This is a genomic window from Parageobacillus thermoglucosidasius (genome assembly GCF_001295365.1).
In the GTDB taxonomy this organism is placed as follows: domain Bacteria; phylum Bacillota; class Bacilli; order Bacillales; family Anoxybacillaceae; genus Parageobacillus; species Parageobacillus thermoglucosidasius.
This window is the reverse complement of the sequence record NZ_CP012712.1, coordinates 3,748,891-3,766,832: the sequence shown is the minus strand read 5'-3', so window position 1 is coordinate 3,766,832 and position 17,942 is coordinate 3,748,891. Positions and strand designations below refer to the sequence as shown.

General features: G+C 45.6%; 19 protein-coding genes and 1 other annotated feature. Of the genes, 14 read left to right on the top strand and 5 right to left on the bottom strand.

Annotation, left to right across the window (positions count from 1 at the left end):
• Positions 1 to 65: 65 nt before the first annotated feature.
• Positions 66 to 857 carry an alpha/beta hydrolase gene (locus tag AOT13_RS18570; protein WP_003248527.1) on the top strand — a complete coding sequence of 264 codons (792 nt, stop codon included), beginning with the start codon at positions 66 to 68 and terminating at the stop codon, positions 855 to 857.
• Positions 858 to 886: 29 nt separating this feature from the next.
• Positions 887 to 1,966, top strand: a complete 1,080-nt coding sequence (locus tag AOT13_RS18565; RefSeq protein ID WP_003248528.1) for a tetraprenyl-beta-curcumene synthase family protein — start codon at positions 887 to 889, stop codon at positions 1,964 to 1,966.
• A gap of 27 nt (positions 1,967 to 1,993) precedes the next feature.
• On the opposite strand, the gene mnmM is transcribed toward AOT13_RS18565, so the two are convergent.
• Both mnmM and mnmL read right to left on the bottom strand, forming a co-directional pair.
• Positions 1,994 to 2,569 carry a tRNA 5-(aminomethyl)-2-thiouridylate-methyltransferase MnmM gene (gene mnmM, locus AOT13_RS18560; protein WP_042384412.1) on the bottom strand — a complete coding sequence of 192 codons (576 nt, stop codon included), beginning with the start codon at positions 2,567 to 2,569 and terminating at the stop codon, positions 1,994 to 1,996.
• On the bottom strand, positions 2,566 to 3,528 hold the full coding sequence (mnmL, locus tag AOT13_RS18555) for a tRNA modification radical SAM protein MnmL/YtqA (RefSeq protein WP_003248533.1): 963 nt from the start codon (positions 3,526 to 3,528) through the stop codon (positions 2,566 to 2,568). Before mnmL ends, mnmM begins: the two co-directional genes overlap by 4 nt.
• A gap of 154 nt (positions 3,529 to 3,682) precedes the next feature.
• Here mnmL and AOT13_RS18550 point away from each other — a divergent pair, with 154 nt between their 5' ends.
• The 6 genes from AOT13_RS18550 (at position 3,683) to AOT13_RS18520 (ending at position 8,935) form a co-directional block, all read left to right on the top strand.
• Positions 3,683 to 3,946, top strand: a complete 264-nt coding sequence (locus AOT13_RS18550) for a YtzC family protein (RefSeq protein ID WP_003248534.1) — start codon at positions 3,683 to 3,685, stop codon at positions 3,944 to 3,946.
• A gap of 14 nt (positions 3,947 to 3,960) precedes the next feature.
• Positions 3,961 to 4,125: a hypothetical protein gene (locus AOT13_RS18545; protein ID WP_013400215.1), complete on the top strand. Its 165-nt coding sequence runs from the start codon at positions 3,961 to 3,963 to the stop codon at positions 4,123 to 4,125.
• A gap of 366 nt (positions 4,126 to 4,491) precedes the next feature.
• Positions 4,492 to 5,076: a DUF2087 domain-containing protein gene (locus AOT13_RS18535; RefSeq protein WP_003248537.1), complete on the top strand. Its 585-nt coding sequence runs from the start codon at positions 4,492 to 4,494 to the stop codon at positions 5,074 to 5,076.
• Positions 5,077 to 5,181: 105 nt separating this feature from the next.
• Positions 5,182 to 5,410 (top strand) — a binding site (T-box leader).
• A gap of 74 nt (positions 5,411 to 5,484) precedes the next feature.
• A complete protein-coding gene (gene leuS, locus AOT13_RS18530) occupies positions 5,485 to 7,902 on the top strand; it encodes a leucine--tRNA ligase (RefSeq protein WP_003248538.1) in 2,418 nt (805 codons plus the stop codon).
• Between the two features lie 52 nt (positions 7,903 to 7,954).
• Positions 7,955 to 8,269, top strand: a complete 315-nt coding sequence (locus AOT13_RS18525; RefSeq protein ID WP_003248540.1) for a rhodanese-like domain-containing protein — start codon at positions 7,955 to 7,957, stop codon at positions 8,267 to 8,269.
• 486 nt (positions 8,270 to 8,755) lie between these two features.
• Positions 8,756 to 8,935 carry a sporulation protein Cse60 gene (locus AOT13_RS18520; protein ID WP_013400217.1) on the top strand — a complete coding sequence of 60 codons (180 nt, stop codon included), beginning with the start codon at positions 8,756 to 8,758 and terminating at the stop codon, positions 8,933 to 8,935.
• Between the two features lie 9 nt (positions 8,936 to 8,944).
• Here AOT13_RS18520 and AOT13_RS18515 read toward each other — a convergent pair whose 3' ends face one another.
• Positions 8,945 to 10,219 (bottom strand): BaiN/RdsA family NAD(P)/FAD-dependent oxidoreductase, encoded by a 1,275-nt coding sequence (locus tag AOT13_RS18515; RefSeq protein WP_003248543.1) that lies wholly within the window; start codon positions 10,217 to 10,219, stop codon positions 8,945 to 8,947.
• Positions 10,220 to 10,341: 122 nt separating this feature from the next.
• Between AOT13_RS18515 and AOT13_RS18510 the strand changes: the two genes are divergently transcribed.
• On the top strand, positions 10,342 to 11,967 hold the full coding sequence (locus tag AOT13_RS18510; RefSeq protein WP_003248546.1) for a putative polysaccharide biosynthesis protein: 1,626 nt from the start codon (positions 10,342 to 10,344) through the stop codon (positions 11,965 to 11,967).
• Positions 11,968 to 11,988: 21 nt separating this feature from the next.
• Here the strand turns inward: AOT13_RS18510 and AOT13_RS18505 are convergent, their stop codons facing one another.
• Entirely contained in the window at positions 11,989 to 12,216 is a 228-nt protein-coding gene (locus AOT13_RS18505) for a hypothetical protein (RefSeq protein ID WP_042384417.1), read from the bottom strand.
• Positions 12,217 to 12,325: 109 nt separating this feature from the next.
• On the opposite strand from AOT13_RS18505, the gene AOT13_RS18500 reads away from it, so the two are divergent.
• Positions 12,326 to 13,048: a pseudouridine synthase gene (locus AOT13_RS18500; protein ID WP_042384419.1), complete on the top strand. Its 723-nt coding sequence runs from the start codon at positions 12,326 to 12,328 to the stop codon at positions 13,046 to 13,048.
• A gap of 134 nt (positions 13,049 to 13,182) precedes the next feature.
• Here the strand turns inward: AOT13_RS18500 and AOT13_RS19765 are convergent, their stop codons facing one another.
• Positions 13,183 to 13,404, bottom strand: a complete 222-nt coding sequence (locus AOT13_RS19765) for a DeoR family transcriptional regulator (protein ID WP_071880423.1) — start codon at positions 13,402 to 13,404, stop codon at positions 13,183 to 13,185.
• A gap of 260 nt (positions 13,405 to 13,664) precedes the next feature.
• Here AOT13_RS19765 and pepV point away from each other — a divergent pair, with 260 nt between their 5' ends.
• The 4 genes from pepV (at position 13,665) to AOT13_RS18480 (ending at position 17,912) form a co-directional block, all read left to right on the top strand.
• Positions 13,665 to 15,077 carry a dipeptidase PepV gene (gene pepV / locus AOT13_RS18495; protein WP_003248551.1) on the top strand — a complete coding sequence of 471 codons (1,413 nt, stop codon included), beginning with the start codon at positions 13,665 to 13,667 and terminating at the stop codon, positions 15,075 to 15,077.
• A 92-nt stretch (positions 15,078 to 15,169) separates the two neighbouring features.
• Positions 15,170 to 16,366, top strand: coding sequence for an MFS transporter (locus AOT13_RS18490; RefSeq protein ID WP_013400219.1), 1,197 nt, complete (start codon positions 15,170 to 15,172; stop codon positions 16,364 to 16,366).
• Entirely contained in the window at positions 16,363 to 16,929 is a 567-nt protein-coding gene (thpR, locus tag AOT13_RS18485) for an RNA 2',3'-cyclic phosphodiesterase (RefSeq protein WP_003248554.1), read from the top strand. Before AOT13_RS18490 ends, thpR begins: the two co-directional genes overlap by 4 nt.
• A 20-nt stretch (positions 16,930 to 16,949) precedes the next feature.
• On the top strand, positions 16,950 to 17,912 hold the full coding sequence (locus tag AOT13_RS18480; RefSeq protein WP_042384423.1) for an NERD domain-containing protein: 963 nt from the start codon (positions 16,950 to 16,952) through the stop codon (positions 17,910 to 17,912).
• Positions 17,913 to 17,942: the final 30 nt, after the last annotated feature.

Sequence of the window (17,942 nt, the reverse complement as noted above, 5' to 3'; positions counted from 1 at the left end):
TAAAATGGTTCGGTATTATTATTGTACAGATAGCGGCATGATTCGTAAACGGAGGAGATTGCACGATGTGGACATGGGAGGCAAATGAAGGGAAAGGAACAGTTGTGATTGTCCACGGAGCAGCAGAGCATCATGGACGTTATAAATGGCTGATCGAACAGTGGGTAAAAAGCGGCTATCATGTGGTCGCAGGCGATTTGCCTGGACAAGGGCGGACAACGAGAAGAAAACGCGGACATATTCTGTCGTTCGATGAATATATTAATGAGGTGGCTGATTGGATCACAGAAGCGAGACAATTTCATGTACCAGTGTTTCTTCTCGGACATAGCATGGGAGGGCTTATCGCCATCCGCACGTTGCAAGAAAAAAAGCTTCCTGTGCAAGGGGTTATTTTGTCCTCCCCATGTTTAGGGCTTGTGTCGTATCCGTCAAAAGGGCTTGATATGTTATCAAGAGTATTGAATCATATTGCACCATCCCTTTTAATCGATTCGGGATTGTCTGTCGAATTGGCGACAAGAAATAAAGAAGTACATGAGGCGGGAAAACAAGATGAACTTTATGTGACGAAAGTATCTGTCCGTTGGTACCGCGAACTAATAAAGGCGATGGAATTGGCTTCCCGCCGTATTCAGCGATTTCCTGACATTCCATTGCTGCTGATGCAGGGCGGAGACGATAAAATTGTCGATAAAACAGCCGTAAAAGAATGGTTCGATCGTTTGCCGATATCGGAAAAAGTGTATAAAGAATGGAACCAATTGTACCATGAAATTTTTAATGAACCGGAGCGAGAAGATGTTTTCTTATACGCAAAATCGTTTTTAGATACACAATGCCGACTGTATCGTTAGATAACGCAAACGCATCTGAGGTGAGCCAGTTGAAAATCCCGACACATCCGATCACTCTTATGAAAAAAGTATATCGCGACGTTTTTCCAGTTGTGCATCGCGAACTGGCATATTGGAAACAAAAAGCACAAAATATTCCAGACGCGGAACTTCGCAAACAAGCGTTGGCGAGCATTGAAACAAAAACGTTCCACTGTGAGGGCGGCTCCATTTTATCGCTGTTGGCAGGAGAAAAAATGGAAGAGTGCATTCGTTTTATTGTCGCCTATCAAACAATCAGCGATTACCTAGATAATTTGTGTGATCGAAGCACTTCTTTAGATCCGCTCGATTTTCGCGCTCTTCATGAATCGATGCCTGATGCCTTGACGGTTGATGCGGGTGTTTCGAATTATTACCGGCATCGCCAAGAACAAGATGATGGCGGTTATTTACATGACCTTGTCCGGACATGCCAAAGCGTTTTAAAGAAAGTAACGCATTACGATAAAATTATGCCGTTTTTGCATGAATTGGCTGGATATTATTGTGATTTGCAAGTACATAAACATGTGGATGTTGAAGAACGCGTCCCTCGTCTCGAAAAGTGGTTCAAGCAATATAAAGATCAGCTTCCGCCGATGGAATGGTATGAGTTTTCCGCTTGTTCCGGCTCAACGCTTGGCATTTTTTGTTTAGTTGCTTACGCGTTTGCCGAAACGTTTCATGAGAAAATGGCAAAACAAATACGCGACGGTTATTTTCCATATATTCAAGGTCTGCACATTTTGCTTGATTACTTTATTGATCAAGAAGAAGATCGTCAAGAAGGAGATTTGAATTTTTGCTTTTATTATCCGAACCAGTCTGTTTTGCTGGAACGGTTCTGCCATTTTATTGAAGAGGCGGACCGCCATGTGAGCGAATTGCCGCACGGGGCATTTCACCGCCTTATTCACCGCGGGTTGCTCGGCTTATATTTATCTGATGAAAAAGTGAAGAAACAAAAAGAGCTGCGCCGTCTTGCGAAAAGGCTTATCCGGGCTGGCGGCATCGTTTCTTGGTTTTTTTATTGGAATGGAAAAGCATATCGGTTATGGCAAAAAAAGCGTTCTTCCATCGCCAAATAAAGAGGCTGCTCCAATTAGAGGGCAGCCTCATGATCGTTTTTCCAGCGCGATAATAAAAGGCGGGTTGTTCATTTGGTTGATAAATTCATATTTTAATACGTGAGCCCGTTTTTGGTCTATCGCCTTTGTGTAGTGAAGAAGCGCGTCGCGTTCGATGGCGCCTTCCGGATGGCCATGATAAACGACAATGACGATGATTCCTTCTTTCGCCATAATTTGCAACAATTGCTCAATGGCGCGGATCGTGGAATCCGGTTTTGTTACAATCCGTTTATCGCCGCCCGGCAAGTAGCCGAGATTAAACATCGCTCCGGTGATGCGGCCATGATAATGAGCGGGAATTTTTTCGATCAGTTGATCGTGGCTTGCTTGAAATAACGTCACCCGCTGTAACATGTTATGTTCTTGAAGGCGGGCGGAGGTTGCCGAAATCGCTTCTTTTTGAATATCAAAGCCAAACACATGGCCGGATTCTCCCACGCGCTGTGCCAGATAAAGCATATCATGTCCGTTTCCCACCGTGGCGTCGACGGCGATATCCCCTTCGTTTACGGCAAGATCCATTAATGTTCTCGTAAAAGGGAGAATTTTCGCTAATTTCATTGTTTCACCACTTCTTTTTTGTAGTACTTTCCTTGATAGCTGTCACGGCGTTCGAGTTCGGCATCAATCGCGTTTAACACTTCCCATTTGTTGACACTCCACATTGGTCCGATCATTAAATCGATTGGCCCGTCTCCTGTAATGCGGTGCACAATCATTTCCGGAGGCAAAATTTCCAGCTGATCGCAAACAAGGTGGACATATTCTTCAAATGACAAAAATCGGACTAGGCCTTTTTCGTATTGCTTAACCATCGGCGTCCCTTTTAATAAATGAAGCAAATGGATCTTGATCCCTTGAATGTCCATGCTTGCCACCGTTTTCGCTGTTTCCATCATCATATCGTAATCTTCGAGCGGCAGGCCGTTAATAATATGCGCACACACGCGGATCCCGCGTTTGCGCAGTTTTTCAACTCCGTCGGCAAAGCATTGGAAATCGTGGGCGCGGTTGATCAGCAGCGCTGTCCGCTCGTGGACCGTCTGCAACCCGAGCTCCACCCATAAATACGTGCGCTCGTTCAGCTCTGCCAAATATTCGACAACATCGTCTGGAAGGCAGTCCGGGCGTGTGGCGATGGACAGCCCGACAACTCCGTCTAAATTTAGGACAGTTTCGTATTTTTCCCGCAATACGTCTACGGGAGCGTGTGTATTCGTGAACGCTTGGAAATAAGCTAAATATTTTCCGTTTTTCCATTTCTTATGCATTTTTTCTTTCATTTGATTAAATTGGGTAACAAGGTCATCTGCACGGTTGCCGGCAAAATCGCCTGATCCCGCCGCGCTGCAAAACGTACAGCCGCCATAGGCAACCGTCCCGTCGCGGTTTGGACAATCAAAACCGCCATCGAGAGAGATTTTAAATACTTTATGGCCAAACGTTTGCCGCAAATGATAGTTCCATGTATGGTAACGTTTATGATCGTTTGTATATGGAAATGGGTTGGGCTGTTTCAAAACAGCTCCCTCCTTTTAACATCATATCATTTTAGCATTGTAACATGATTGGCTGGAAAAATCGACTGTTGCCAATCATTGACGTGATATCCGCCAAATAAAATGCGCACATTAAAAAAGGAGACAAATGATTATACGGTTGGAGGGAATAATTATGGCAACGCGGCAATCGGTCGATGAATTCCTGCAGCATTGCGAAGATGTCATCCGTTATGCGAAAGAGCAATATACAGAGGCGCAAAAGCAAGAGCATTACAATGACATGGAATATGCACAAGCGCAGCAAATGCTGGAGAACGCGGTGAATGATTTAGCGCATTTGGCGCTTAGCTGCAATGCGCAACAGCGCGAACAATTGCACCGGATGCGCCTGCAGCTGCAGCAATTGCAAAACGACATGATTTTGCTCAATCATTAAGGAGGAAGCGCGTTGTGAAAAAACGTTCGAAGCAAAACAACCCGGAACAAAAAACGCGAAATGGCACCCATAATCATGACATCGAATTAGGAAAAGAGGCTGACCCAGTAAAACAAGCAAAAAAAGCGTATGAACAAACAGGAGGGCAGCCGCAAAAAGCGAAGCAGCATGTGGAGTAGAAGAACAGCTTGCCGGATTGGCAAGCTCTTTTTTATTGCGATTCACTTTATGCTGCTGAATGCGATTGCGTTCATAAGCGGCTTGAACAATCATTTCCGCCGCTGGAGTGGTGATTATGCTGAATTCCGGGGCAGGCGGTGCAGTTAGAAATTTGGTCGGAGGAATATATAATCCGGTTGATGATGTTGGCCGCGTTAGTTTCTTTTCTGTGCTTTCGCTTATGGCCGGAAATAAGGATGAAGCAAACGGCTGCCATAGAAGCAGACATGCCCTCTGCTCCGCTTTTTGTTTGCTAAAGGTTGACAATGGCCATCTAATTAGATATATATCTAATTAGATGGTTATCAAATATAAGGAGGGCTGCTATGCAGCTTCAGCGTTTAGTGGCATTTTTTAAAACAATTGGTGACCCAACGCGTCTCCGCATTATAAAACTGCTTTCACAAGGGCCGCTGCATGGCCAAGCCATCGCCGGAAAACTTGGATTAACTCCAGCGACGATCACCCATCATCTTAACAAGCTCCGTGACGTGAACATCGTTTATGAACGACGCGACGGAAACATCATTTATTTTTACTTACAGCCGTCTGTCATCAAGCATTACGCGAGCGCATTGCTTGATTTGGCGGAACAAAACGAGGTGAAAAAAGAAATGAAAGAAAAAGCCGCAGAGCGCCAAAAAGTGATCGACAATTTTTTTACAAGCGGAGGCCGTTTAAAAAACATTCCGGCGCAAAGAAAGAAGAAGTTGATTGTCCTTGAGCATATGCTGAAAGGGTTGAAGCCGGGAAAACGGTATACAGAAAAAGAAATAAATGAGTACATAAAAAAATTCCATGAAGATTATGCAACGATTCGCCGCGAATTTATTATCAATAACTACATGTATCGCGAAAACGGCATCTATGAGCTTAATCCGCCGGAAATGTGGCATAAAATAGACGGATAACTAGCTGCATGCGGATAAAAATGGCATATACAGCATATAAGCTCTATTTTCCGCTACTTGCAATCAACCGACAAATTTTTTAAAATATTATCACGAACAATATTGGAAATAACGGTGAAGAGGAGTAGTAGTGAACAAAACGGGCAACAGAGAGTTGACGGCTGGTGCGAGTCAACCGAAGTTTGTTCACGAACTCGCCTCGGAGTTGCGGGCATGAGCGGCTTTCGCCTCGTAATGTCCGCCGTGAATCTGCGTTAATGATGAGAGTGAGCACGTGCGCCGTCGCGTGCTAATAAGGGTGGTACCGCGGGAATTTTCACCTCTCGTCCCTTTTTGGGATGGGGGGTTTTTTCGTACGTGTCTTGATTGGCAATGATTTCATATGACAAAAAGACAGGAGGAAAGACAATGAGCTTTAATCATCGCGAAATCGAGAAAAAATGGCAAGATTATTGGGAAAAAAACAAAACATTTAAAACAGTTGATGACGATGACAAGCCGAAATTTTACGTGTTGGATATGTTTCCGTATCCGTCCGGCGCAGGGCTGCACGTCGGCCATCCGGAAGGCTATACGGCAACAGATATTTTAGCGCGGATGAAACGAATGCAAGGCTATAACGTGCTTCATCCGATGGGATGGGACGCGTTCGGTTTGCCAGCGGAGCAATATGCCCTTGATACCGGAAATGACCCCGCGGAATTTACCGAGAAAAACATTAATACGTTCCGCCGGCAAATTAAATCATTAGGATTTTCATACGACTGGGACCGGGAAATCAACACGACTGATCCAAATTACTATAAATGGACACAATGGATTTTTTTGAAGCTATATGAAAAAGGGTTAGCTTATATTGATGAAGTTCCGGTCAACTGGTGCCCGGCGCTAGGAACGGTGCTTGCCAACGAAGAAGTCATTAACGGCAGAAGCGAGCGCGGCGGCCATCCAGTCATCCGCAAGCCGATGAGACAGTGGATGCTCCGCATTACGGCGTATGCAGACCGCCTTTTGGAAGACTTAGAAGAATTGGATTGGCCGGAAAGCATCAAAGAAATGCAGCGAAACTGGATCGGCCGTTCAGAAGGCGCGGAAATTCGCTTTGAAGTGGATGGCCACAATGAAACGTTCACGGTCTTTACGACCCGCCCGGATACCTTATTTGGCGCGACATATACCGTATTGGCGCCGGAACATCCGCTTGTCGAAAAAATTACAACTCCGGAGCAAAAAGCGGCAGTAGAGGCATATTTAGATGCCATTAAAAGCAAAAGTGATCTTGAGCGCACGGATTTGGCGAAAGAAAAAACAGGGGTGTTCACCGGCGCATATGCGATTCATCCAGTCACCGGCGAGAAGCTGCCGATTTGGATTGCTGATTATGTGTTAATGAGCTATGGCACTGGTGCGATTATGGCCGTGCCGGCACACGATGAGCGCGACTATGAATTTGCGAAAAAATTTAACTTGCCAATCAAAGAAGTCGTCGCCGGCGGCGATATTGCGAAAGAAGCGTATACGGGCGACGGCGAGCATATTAACTCCGATTTCTTAAACGGTTTGAACAAAGAAGAAGCGATCAAGAAAATGATTGAATGGCTTGAAGCCAATGGAAAAGGACAAAAGAAAGTCACATACCGCCTCCGCGACTGGCTGTTCAGCCGTCAGCGCTACTGGGGCGAGCCGATTCCGATCATCCATTGGGAAGACGGGACAATGACACCGGTGCCGGAAGAAGAACTCCCATTAAAACTGCCAAAAACGGATCAAATAAGACCGTCAGGCACGGGAGAATCGCCGCTTGCGAATATTGAAGAATGGGTCAATGTCATCGATCCGAAAACAGGCAAAAAAGGGCGGCGTGAAACGAACACAATGCCGCAATGGGCAGGAAGCTGCTGGTATTATTTGCGTTATATTGACCCGCATAACGACAAACAGCTTGCTGATCCGGAAAAATTGAAAAAATGGCTGCCGGTGGACGTTTATATCGGCGGGGCAGAGCATGCGGTGCTTCACTTATTGTATGCGCGTTTCTGGCATAAGTTTTTATACGATATCGGCGTTGTGCCGACAAAAGAGCCGTTCCAAAAACTATTTAACCAAGGAATGATTCTTGGGGAAAACAATGAAAAAATGAGCAAATCGAGAGGAAATGTCGTCAACCCGGACGATATTATCGAAAGCCACGGCGCCGATACGCTCCGCTTATACGAAATGTTCATGGGGCCTCTGGAAGCGTCGATCGCTTGGTCGACAAAAGGATTGGACGGAGCGCGCCGTTTCTTGGAACGCGTCTGGCGCTTGTTTGTCGATGAAAATGGCGAGTTGAATCCGAAAATCGTTGACAATCCGGAAACGGATACGCTTGAGCGCGTTTATCACCAAACGGTGAAAAAAGTAACGGAAGATTATGAAGCGCTTCGCTTTAATACGGCGATTTCGCAGCTAATGGTGTTTATCAATGAAGCATATAAAGCACCGGTATTGCCGAAAAAGTATATGGAAGGGTTTGTGAAATTATTGTCGCCGGTTTGCCCGCACATCGGAGAAGAATTATGGGAAAAGCTCGGCCATAACAATACGATCGCATATGAGCCATGGCCGACGTACGATGAGGCAAAATTAGTCGAAGAGGAAGTCGAAATTGTTGTGCAAGTGAACGGAAAAGTAAGAGCAAAACTGCATGTGCGCGCAGATCTGTCGAAAGAAGAACTGGAACAAGCAGCGATGCAAGACGAGAAAGTGCAAGAACATATCGCAGGAAAAACAGTGCGCAAAGTGATTACAGTGCCGGGAAAATTAGTCAACATTGTGGCAAACTGATGAAAGACGTCCCCCTTTCGCGGGGGACGTATGATGGAAAGGAGATTTAACGATGGGAGAGATTAAAGAAATTACCGCGGCGGAATTAAAAGAAAAACTGGACCGCGGCGAAAAGCTGAACATCGTCGACGTGCGTGAAGACGAAGAAGTGGCGCTTGGCATGATTCCAAGCGCAAAACATATCAAAATGGGTGACATTCCGAGCCGGCTTGATGAGTTCAATAAAGAGGAAGAGTACATTTTCGTCTGCCGCTCCGGGCGGCGCAGCGAAAATGTTTGCCGCTATTTGCAAGAATTAGGCTATCGCGTCTGCAATATGGTCGGCGGCATGCTCGAATGGGAAGGGGATACCATCCCGAAACAGTAATGCCATAATTGTGATAACTAAGAGGAAAGATGGTTCATGCTAAGAAAAGCATTGGCCTGTTTCAACATGGAAACAGGCCAATGCTTTTATCATATATAATCAATGAAAAACGGGGATATCTTCCTTGTTTCCCATCCTTTTTGCCCAATAGATGATTTTGCATAAAACATAAAAAGTGGAGATGTAATTAACGAAAAATATCGATGCGGCTAAATCAGCGTTAATTAAATGCAACGCGTTTGGTCACCACTCACACAATATTTCATGCTAACGCCGGACTTAAGCTAGCTTTGTGCCGCTTCCCTTCTATCTGCTAGTCAACAAGCCAAGCGGCGGTTTCTGTGAAGCAGGCGTTTACGCCGCAGGAAAGATCATTTTTATCAGCGGAGAGATTTCTCTTTTTTTAGGAAGAGAGCGAAAGGAATTTTTTCTTTGTAAAAGAAATGAGTTAATGAGGGGCGGCGATAATAAGGAGGGGGCGTAACAATGTATAAAGTGAAGCTGTTCGACGAAGAGCATGAAAAAGATTTAGAACGGGCGGTGAATGCCTTTTTGTCCGGGCTGAAAGAAGGGCAGCTGATTGACGTGAAATATGATGTCGCGATGATGGAATCCGAAGGAGAGCAAATTTATTGCTTTTCGGCAATGATCATTTACCGGACCTAACGAAGTTCGTTAGGTCCGGAAAGACATTGCGTGCAATGCCGCGTTCACTCCGGCAAGCCTTCCGGTGACAAGGGCTGCTGTAATGTTATATCCTCCCGTATAGCCGTGAATGTCCAAAATTTCTCCGCAAAAATAAAGCCCCTCCATCCATTTCGAAGCCATTTTTTTCGGGTGAATTTCTTTGACAGACACACCTCCGCCGGTGACGAACGCTTTTTCTAATGGCAGCGTGCCGTGAACGTGAAACGTAAATTGTTTACATTGGTGAACGAATGTCCGGATTTTTTCATGTGCAACCATTCCGGCCGGTGTTTGCGGCTCGATGTTGCTTCGCTCCAGCAGAAATAACATATATCGCTCTGGAAGCAAGCCCTTGATGACATTTTTTATCGCCTTTTTCGGCTCTGCTTTGCATGCGTTGGCGATCTGCTGGAACAACTCTTCTTGATTTTGCTCAGGAAGCGCGTCAATGCTCATCATGACGGAATTAGTCCCGTATTTTTTTAACGCTTTGACGACAAATTGGCTGCAGCGAAGGGCAGCGGGGCCGGAAATGCCGAAATGCGTAAACAGCATGTCCATCTGATGGGTGATGATCGGTTTTCCGTTTGGTTTTAGAACACTTAAAGCGACATCGCGCAACGATAATCCTTGGAGCGTCCGTTCTTGAATGAACGGCTCGTTCGATGTTATCGGCACTTCGGTCGGAAACAGCTCGGTGATCGTATGCCCCGCTTTTTCCGCCCAAGCATAGCCGTCTCCGGTCGAGCCTGTTTGCGGGACCGATTTGCCGCCAACGGCGACGACAACGGCTTTCGCGCCGATGAATTCCCCGCTTTTTAGCGTTACGCCTACCGCCTTTCCTTGCTCGTACTCTACGTCGGCCACCGGCGTGTTAAGCCGGATCTCTACATGCAACCGTCTTAGCTCGTTTACTAGCGCTTGCACGACAGATTGCGCGTTATCGCTTACCGGAAACATGCGGCCATGATCTTCCTCTTTTAGCTGCACGCCAAGCCGTTCAAAAAAGCGGATAATATCTTCATTATTGAATTCAGAAAAAGCGCTGTATAAAAACCGTCCGTTCCCAGGAATATGTTTAATGATTTCATCGACAGGGAGCCGGTTTGTTACATTGCATCGCCCGCCGCCAGAAATGGCAAGTTTCCGCCCAAGCTTGTTCCCTTTTTCGATAAGAAGCACTTTCGCTCCTTGTTCAGCAGCGCCAATTGCCGCCATAATTCCCGACGGGCCTCCCCCGATAACAACAACTTCATACGCCATTTTCTTCACTATCCTTTCCGTATTATATATAATGGAGCGGGGGAAATTTCTCGACCTTATCAAAAATATGATAAAATAACGTAGTTATCATTTTCAATGCGATCAATTAGGGAAGGGATCATATGTCTACATCGAAATTGTTGCGCGGGACGTTTATTTTAACGGTCGGCGTCATGTTGTCGCGCATTCTTGGTTTAATTTACGTCATTCCGTTTTATCAGCTTGTGGGGGAACAAGGCGGCGCGCTTTACGGGTATGGATATGTGCCATACCAAATTTTCATTAGCCTCGCTACAGGAGGGTTGCCGCTGGCGGTTTCCAAGTTTGTGTCGAAGTATAATGCGTTGGAAGAGTATCGCATTGGTTATACGCTATTTCGTTCGGGATTGCGGTTAATGATCATCACTGGCGTTGTTTCATGCCTTGTTTTATATACGATTGCTCCGTGGATTGCTCCGTTTGTCATTGATGAACGCACCAATGTCAATTCTATTGATGACGTTGTGACAGTTATTCGCGCGGTGAGTTTTGCGCTGATTATCGTTCCCGTCATGAGCTTAATCCGCGGGTTTTTCCAAGGGCATGAATCGATGGGGCCAACAGCGCTATCGCAAGTGGTGGAACAAATTGTCCGCATCGCCTTTTTGCTGATTGGCTGTTACATCGTTTTGCGCGTGCTGCAAGGTTCTCTCGTCACCGCTGTCAGTGTGGCGACATTTGCCGCTTTTGTCGGCGCCATCGGCGGACTTGCCATTCTCCTTTGGTATTGGTGGAAGCGGAAGCCGCATCTTGACAATTTGTTAAAGAGGGATCGCGGACAAGTGGCGCTTTCTTTGAAAGAGATGTACAAAGAATTGTTTTTTTATGCGGCGCCGTTCGTTTTTGTCGGCCTGGCGATGCCGCTTTACCAGCTAGTTGATCAGTTTACCTTCAACCATGCGATGGCGAACATAGGGCTTGGGAAAATTTCCGAGCATGCTTATTCCGTTTTTAATATGTGGGCGCAGAAAATTGTCATTATTCCCGTAACACTGGCGACATCATTTAGTTTGACGCTGATTCCGACGATAACAAAGGCGTATGTCGAAAGAGATAGAAAATCGTTGCGGAAATATTTAAATCAAACGTTTCAAGTATTAATGTTTTTAACATTGCCTGCTGTTGCCGGCATGGCGGTTCTTGCAGGCCCGGTTTATGCTGCGTTTTATAGCTATGATCCGCTTGGAGAGCAAGTGCTGCGCTGGTATGCGCCGACCGCCATTTTGTTCGCCTTGTTTTCCGTGACGGCAGCCGTGCTGCAAGGCATTAATCAACAACGTTTTTCGGTCGTCAGCTTAACGTTGGGGCTTCTTGTCAAGCTTTCTCTCAATACGTTTCTGATAACAAAATTCGCGACCATCGGCGCGATATTGGCAACGATGTTAGGTTATTTCGTTTCGGTTGCCTTTAATTTATGGATTATAAAAAAATACACCAACTACCGGTATCGGTTTGTCATACGTCGCACTATTTTTATGGCAATGTTAACGGCGCTGATGTCCGTTTTTGCGGCGATTGTACAGATGCTTTTGAAATCGGTGCTTCATTATCATGGCGGAACGGCGGAATCAATCGTTATTGTCGCGATTACCGCGCTTATCGGCGCCGCGGTGTATTTCTTTTTCAGCGACCGGTCAGGGCTGCTTGTTTCACTGTTTGGAAATCGGTTTGCTTTTTTGCAGCGCAGAAAAGAAAAGAAGGCGATGTAGTCCGCCTTCTTTTTTGAAAGATTAAAATCCTTCCGTTGTCTGAAAGCCAAGCCGGCGCTCAACGCGCTGCAAGCGGCGATTAAGACGATTGAGACGATCATTATGCCGCTCTAACGTCCGCTCGATCTGTTCGAGCCGTTGCTGAATGTTTCCAAAGCCTCCTGGGAAACCTCCTGGAAAGCCAGGACCAAAAGGTTGAGTTGGTTGTTGACGATAATCATCTGTTATTGGAGGATAATAATAATTCATTATGGGCCAATCTCCTTTCTTCATTTTTCTTTCATAGTGTATGGAATTAGGGAGAATGCGGACTGGACAAACGCCTAATAGGAGCAAATTTTTTAAGGGTGGTGAACATATGGGGCTGCGCATCGATAAAATGCTTGCCAACATGGGCTTTGGCACAAGGAAAGAAGTAAAGAAATTGCTAAAATCCGGTGTTGTAAAAATTGACGGTATGATCGTTAAAGACCCGAAAACGCAAGTAAACCCGAGCGAGCAAGTGGTGACGGTGCGGGGGGAGGAAGTCGAATATAAAGAGTTTATTTATTTAATGATGAACAAGCCGCCGGGAGTGATTTCGGCGACGGAAGATATGGCGGAAGAAACGGTGATTGATCTGCTCGAAGAGGAAGACCGCGTGTTTGCTCCTTTTCCTGTCGGCCGATTGGATAAAGACACTGAAGGGCTTTTATTGTTGACGAATGATGGCCAATTAGCCCATCAGCTTCTTTCCCCGAAAAAGCATGTGCCGAAAACGTATTTTGCTGTCATCGATGGAGAGGTGACGGAAGAGGATATCGAGTCATTCCGCCATGGCATTGTTTTGGACGACGGATATAAAACAAAGCCGGCGGAACTTGTTATTTTAAAATCGGGACTTCGTTCAGATGTGGAAGTGACGATTACGGAAGGAAAATTTCACCAAATAAAGCGGATGTTCCGGGCGCTGGGGAAACGAGTTGTCTATTTAAAACGGATTCAAATGGGGCCGCTTGCGCTTGATCCATCGCTGGAGGTCGGCGAATACCGGGAATTGACCGAGAAAGAAGTGAAGATGTTAAAACAATTCCGCCTTTAAAAGCGGCAAAAAAATGGAACCTTTTTCAGGTTCCTTTTTCTATCCAAAATGGAATGTGTATTCGCTTTTGGGTATGTTGAGGCTCATTCATTTTTGCATATAACCTCTCACCTTTTCTCTCTTCTTAGAACCAATTAAGAAGATATCCGCACCTTCTTATTGGTTGTCGTCCATTTGCCCTTGCTCGGGCTGCGAACTAGGTCGTTATACGCTAACACGTTTAAATCGCGCTGTATCGTTCTTGGGGTGGTGCCGAACTCATCCACAAGCTCTTGTGTCGTCACCGTTCCCTTTTCGCTAATGTACAAGTAGACGGATTTAATTCGTGTTAGCATACGATGTGTCGAAGGTTTCAAAAGACCACTCCCTATCGTTACATAATTCGCATGGCACAACATCGCTACTTCCAAGATGAGAGATTATATCTTGTTGTTTTTATTCTATTTTACACGAAAAAGGTGGGAAAATGCTACCGATTTGCTGAGATTAACAAAATATTTCAATATTTTTTAATACAATAGTAACATGCCCGTAAAAAAAGAAAACTTTGACTTTATGGATGCGCTTATGTTACGGTGACAACGAGAGAAAATGGAAAAAGAAAGGGAGAATTGCGGTGAACATCAATTGGCTGGAAGAAGTATTGAAACGGAAAGAAGAACTGATTCGAGATACGCAGGCGTTATTGCGCATTCCGAGCGTCCTCAATGAAGAAGATGCTACAGAAGAAGCGCCGTTTGGCAGAGGAGTGTACGAAGCGCTGCGTTTTTTGCTGCAACGCGGGCAAGAAGAAGGATTTGCGGTAAAAAACGTCGATGGATTTGCGGGACATCTTGAAATCGGACAAGGGGATGAGTTAATCGGCGTATTATGCCATGTTGATGTTGTTCCGCCGGGAGATGGCTGGTCAAGCGATCCGTTTGCTGCGGAAATCCGCGACGGGAAAATATACGCCCGCGGCGCAATCGATGATAAAGGACCGACAATGGCGGCGTTTTACGCGATGAAAATTGTGAAAGAGCTTGGCTTGCCGCTGTCAAAGCGGGTGCGCATGATTATTGGAACCGACGAAGAGAGCGAATGGCGCTGTGTCGAGCATTATTTCCAACATGAAGAAATGCCGACGATGGGGTTTGCTCCAGATGCAGATTTTCCGATTATTTATGCGGAAAAAGGAATTGCCGATATCGATTTGCGCATGGAACGGACGGAAACGAGCGGAGACAGCGAGATTCGCCTGCAGTCGTTTCAGGCGGGCCGCCGTTATAATATGGTTCCTGATTTTGCTGAAGCAGTACTGCTCGTCCATTCAGACCGGCAACAAGAAATCGCGCGGCAGTACCGCCAATTTCTTCATGACACGAACATGAACGGAAATGTTGTTGTGAACGGAAATGCTGTTACGCTTCAATTGGAAGGAATTTCTGCACATGCGATGGAGCCGGAAAACGGGAAAAATGCTGGTTTATGGCTGGCGAAATGGCTGGCGGATCTTTCACAAGATGCGCAAGCACAATCGTTTATCCGCTTTGTGACGGACCATTTCTTTTCCGATTCTCGCGGAAAAGCGTTAGGAATCGCTTATAGCGATGAGATTACCGGCGATTTAACGGTGAATGTCGGAATATTGTCATATCATGAACAATCGGGCGGCAAGATCGGCATTAACATACGCTATCCGGTAACAACAGATATAGAACAAATGAAAGGGAAGCTGGAGCGCATCGCCGCACAGCACGGCTTTGTGCTGGAACGCTTTGGCGGTTTGAAGCCGCATTATGTCGATAAACATCATGTGCTTGTGCGGACGCTTCAGCGCGTGTACGAAGAACAGACGGGAGAGCCCGCTTCTTTGCTTTCCATCGGCGGCGGCACGTACGCCCGTTCGCTGAAAGCGGGAGTAGCGTTTGGGCCGCTGTTTCCGGGACGGCCGGACGTAGCGCATCAAAAGGATGAATATATTATTATTGATGATCTGCTGAAAGCAACAGCGATTTATGCCCAAGCTATTTACGAATTAGCCAAATGAAAAATTTTCAAACATATGTTACGATAAAGAAGAACGATGGATGCCGCTCTGTTTAAGAGCGGTGCTTTTTATGAAAGGATGCGGTATCAGACATGGAGGCGACGTTAAAACAAGGAGAATCGACAGGAAAAACGGCATTTCCGCTGTTTTATTTCTTTGTATTTTTTGCATTCGGCACATTGCTTCCGCTTTTATCTGTATATTTACAAGAAGTTGCCGGCCTTTCGGGGGCGGAGATCGGAATGATTATGTCCATCAGTCCGGTTACGACGATTTTTGTGCAGCCGATCTGGGGAATGATTACAGATTACACGCGCAAACCGGTTCTCGTATTGACCATTGCGCTGTTTGCCACTTCGTTGATAGGATTGCTGTATTCATTTGTTGACGAGTACCGCTGGCTTGTTGTCATGGCTATTTTGCTTGCCTCGGCGCAAAGCGCGATCGTGCCGATTTCCGATAGCATTGCGCTTCATTACGTGCAAAAGAACGGCAAAAAGTATGGATCGATTCGTTTATGGGGATCGATCGGTTTCGCTGTTGCCGTGCTGGTCGGCGGATGGTTATCAGACCGCTTTGCGCTTGTTGCCATTTTTTACTTGTTTTCGTCTATGCTAATGTTATCTGGATTGCTCGCTTGGCGGCTTCCAAAGGAAAGCCAGCCGATGAAGTCAGAAACGCTGCAGGGCATGGCGCAGCTGTTTCAAATTCCGCAATTTGTATTATTGCTGATTGCTACATTTCTTATTTTTGGCCCTATTTTAGCGAATAACTTTTATTTTGGGATATTTATTAAGCAGCTTGGCGGCACGCTGACGGGAATAGGGATAGCGTTTTTGCTGGCGGCGGGAAGCGAAGCCCCGTTCATGAAAATGGCTGATCAGCTTATTCATCGGTTTGGGATGGTTCCGCTTTTAATGTTCGCTTCTGCTGTGTCCTGCGCGCGCTGGTTATTTTACTTTTTTGAGCCGCCGCTTTTTTTCGTGTACATTACGGCAGTTGTCCAAGGCCTTTCCGTTGGCTTGGTTATTCCTGCGGCGCTGCAATATGTGCGTGATATAGCGCCAAAGCAGGTAAGGGCGACGGCAGTGTCGCTTTATTCCGCGGTCGGAAACGGATTAGGGGTTTGGTTTTGCACGTTTATTGGCGGATATATGCTTGACCGCGGCCATATTGGGGATGTATATTTATTTTTCAGCATTTGCACTTTTGTTGGAATGCTTTCACTTATCGGAATCAGTTTGTGCAATGCCAAAAAATTCCCTTTCAGAAAAGGTGAAAAAGCATGAAAAAAACGCATTATTTTATTGCCGTTCCTATCGCTGATGAAGTAAAAAAACAAATAGCAGATTGGAAAGAAGGAATCGCTGCTGCGTTTCCGTTCCGCACATGGGTGCATCAACAAGATTATCATATAACATTGGCGTTTTTAGGATATGTTCCGCCGGCAAAAATAGAGGAATTATGCCAAATGATAAGGCAAGTGGCAAAACGCCATGCTCCATTTGCCTTATCGTTATCAGAAATACAAATGTTTGGCAATCGAACAGCCCCGCGCATTTTATGGCAAGGAGTGGAAAAGGAAGAAAAACTATTTGCATTGCAACGCGATGTGTATGCCGCTTGTACCGCGATCGGATTTTCGCTAGAAAAGCGGCCGTTTACTCCGCACATTACGATTGCGCGCAAATGGCAAGGAAATGAAGGGTTTCAGTTGAGGGATCTGCAAATGAAACCAAGAGTAAGCGCGACGTTCCCCGTCGGCCAGATCGTGTTATATCAAACCCATTTAGATCGGACGCCGAAGTATGAGGCGCTTGCTCTATTTCCGCTTTCCAAAGATAATGTCTGATTGGAGGAAGTGTTGCAGGTGTGGGCCAATTAATAAAGCTTCAAGATTATATTTCAAGATACGAAACGGACGTGTATCGCTACACAAGCGAATTTATTCGCTTAAAGAAAAGACAATGGGAACAAACGAAGGAGCAATGGGAAAGCAATAAACGCAATGATGCCCTTCCTCAGCTTGATGAAACATGGGAGTGGCTGGTGGAAGAGCCGTCATTGTTTGAGAAAATGAAAAAATGGTTCAAACGTTCTTCGCCGCAGGAGGAAGAAACAACCGAAGCACAAACAAACCGTTCGATCGATGGGGAAGAAGGCCTGCCGCCAATCGTAACGGAGGCCAAAAATATCGATGAATTAAAAATTTTATTTTTAGAAAATATATTTCAGCTGCAATTAAAATGGGCGAGCTCCACGATATGGTATGAATCTGCAGTGGATAAGAAGTTTTATTATGAGGAAAAGTTGAAGTATTTTTTACAACGTTTTCCTGATACGTATTTATGTTTATATAAGCCGGTATTTTTAGTAAAAAACGCTCCAGTCGAATTAGATGTCATTTTGTTAAGCCCGACGACAACATGGTGCATTACGTTTGCGGAAGGTGCGAAAGATAATATTATCATTGCATCCTCGGACCGCTTTTGGGCGGAAATAATCAATGGCGAAGAAAAGAAAATGGTTAATCCGTCCATTGCGTTGCAACGGATGGGAAAAATCGTGGCAGACATATATAAGCAATACAATGTGGATTTTCCTATTAAAAAAGCGGTGATCAATCGTTACGGCTATATTGACTATCGCCGTTCCGCTTTTAGCGATGTCCATGTTATCGACAAGCGGAATTATGAACAATGGTTTTCTTCATTGCGGAAATTGGCCATTCCGTTAAAGCATGCGCAATTAAAAGCGGCCTCTTGCCTGTTGCGCCATTGCTCCAGCCACTATGATATACGGACAGACTGGAATACGGACGAGGAAAAGGTGTAAAGCTAATTTACACCTTTTTTTGTTGCGGCT

Excerpts from the sequence above, each read along its gene's own strand:
- AOT13_RS18515 (WP_003248543.1), bottom strand. The coding sequence starts at position 10,219 with ATGGCGTATGAAGTTGTTGTTATCGGGGGAGGCCCGTCGGGAATTATG.
- AOT13_RS18550 (WP_003248534.1), top strand. The coding sequence starts at position 3,683 with ATGGCAACGCGGCAATCGGTCGATGAATTCCTGCAGCATTGCGAAGAT.
- AOT13_RS18505 (WP_042384417.1), bottom strand. The coding sequence starts at position 12,216 with ATGAATTATTATTATCCTCCAATAACAGATGATTATCGTCAACAACCA.
- AOT13_RS18490 (WP_013400219.1), top strand. The coding sequence starts at position 15,170 with ATGGAGGCGACGTTAAAACAAGGAGAATCGACAGGAAAAACGGCATTT.
- mnmM (WP_042384412.1), bottom strand. The coding sequence starts at position 2,569 with ATGAAATTAGCGAAAATTCTCCCTTTTACGAGAACATTAATGGATCTT.
- AOT13_RS18535 (WP_003248537.1), top strand. The coding sequence starts at position 4,492 with ATGCAGCTTCAGCGTTTAGTGGCATTTTTTAAAACAATTGGTGACCCA.
- leuS (WP_003248538.1), top strand. The coding sequence starts at position 5,485 with ATGAGCTTTAATCATCGCGAAATCGAGAAAAAATGGCAAGATTATTGG.
- AOT13_RS18570 (WP_003248527.1), top strand. The coding sequence starts at position 66 with ATGTGGACATGGGAGGCAAATGAAGGGAAAGGAACAGTTGTGATTGTC.
- AOT13_RS18525 (WP_003248540.1), top strand. The coding sequence starts at position 7,955 with ATGGGAGAGATTAAAGAAATTACCGCGGCGGAATTAAAAGAAAAACTG.
- AOT13_RS18520 (WP_013400217.1), top strand. The coding sequence starts at position 8,756 with ATGTATAAAGTGAAGCTGTTCGACGAAGAGCATGAAAAAGATTTAGAA.
- AOT13_RS18510 (WP_003248546.1), top strand. The coding sequence starts at position 10,342 with ATGTCTACATCGAAATTGTTGCGCGGGACGTTTATTTTAACGGTCGGC.
- thpR (WP_003248554.1), top strand. The coding sequence starts at position 16,363 with ATGAAAAAAACGCATTATTTTATTGCCGTTCCTATCGCTGATGAAGTA.
- AOT13_RS18500 (WP_042384419.1), top strand. The coding sequence starts at position 12,326 with ATGGGGCTGCGCATCGATAAAATGCTTGCCAACATGGGCTTTGGCACA.